The 1,079-nt window shown below is 65.4% G+C and carries 2 protein-coding genes; both read left to right on the plus strand.

Going from position 1 to position 1,079, the window contains the following annotated elements:
• A partial coding sequence (locus ACSFA3_RS25440) for a sensor histidine kinase (protein WP_435508107.1) occupies positions 1–800 on the plus strand: 800 nt, incomplete at its 5' end.
• Between the two features lie 35 nt (positions 801–835).
• Positions 836–1,079, plus strand: a 244-nt coding sequence (locus tag ACSFA3_RS25445) for a response regulator transcription factor (RefSeq protein WP_435508108.1), incomplete at its 3' end; no start/stop codon positions are given.

Raw genomic sequence — 1,079 nt, forward strand, 5'->3', positions numbered from 1 at the left:
GCGCGCAGCGCTGCGCCGCAGTGATCGCCATGCTGGAGGCCCGCGCCTTCATCAGCGCCCCGCTGCCGATGCGGCTGGGCGAGGGCCGGGTCTTCGTGTCGTCCCGTGACGGACTGTTCAACAAGTCCGACGCGCTGTTCCTGGCGCACCTCATGGAACAGATCTTTCCGGTCATCGAGACCATCGAGGTGCTCGACCGCATGGCCTCCGAAGCCGCCGCTACAGAGCGCCTGAAGTTCGCGCTGGACCTGCACGACACGGCCGTGCAGCCGTACATCGGCCTGCGGATGGGCCTGTGCGCGCTGCGCCAGAAGGCGGCGGCCGACAACCCCCTGAGTGAAGATCTCGACAAGCTCGCAAGCGTGGCCGATGGCGTGATCGCCGACCTGCGCCGCTACGCCGGTGCGGTCAAGCACAGCGCGAGCAGTCCCTGCGGGCTTGTACTGCCCCATCTGCATCGCCAGGCCGAGCGGATCAAGGGGCTCTACGGCATCGAGATCGCCATCACCGTCGACGGCCAGGTCCAACTGGACGACCGGATGACCGCGGAAGTCCTGCAGTTGGTGGGCGAGGGATTGAACAACATCTGCAAGCACACCCAAGCGCGTCACGGCAGCATCCGCCTCGGCTGCAAGAACGGGCGCCTGCAGTTGCGAATCGAAAACGAAGCCTGTGAAGAGAGCTTCACGAAGTTCCTCCCACGCTCCATCACCGAGCGCGCTGCGGCTCTCGGCGGGCGGGCACAGGTGCACCAGTGCGCGAGTGGCGGCACCGCGGTGCTGGTGGAAATCCCCATCTGAGAAAAACAACCCAGAAGACAAATCAGGAGCCCGTCATGCAACCAGTTGCCCATCCCATCGGTGTCCTGCTCGTAGACGACCACCAGACCATGCTGTGGGGCCTGTCCAGGCTGATCGACGGCGAACAGCCGCGCATGCGGGTCGTCGGAACGGCCAGCTGTTGCGACGACGCAGTGGCAACCTCGGACGATCTCGCGCCCGACGTCATCGTGCTCGACCTCGATCTCGACGGCCGTTGCGCCATCGACATCCTGCCCAGGCTGTTGTCGAACGAGGTGT

This window comes from Variovorax glucosi, from assembly GCF_051216695.1.
Classification (GTDB): domain Bacteria; phylum Pseudomonadota; class Gammaproteobacteria; order Burkholderiales; family Burkholderiaceae_C; genus Variovorax.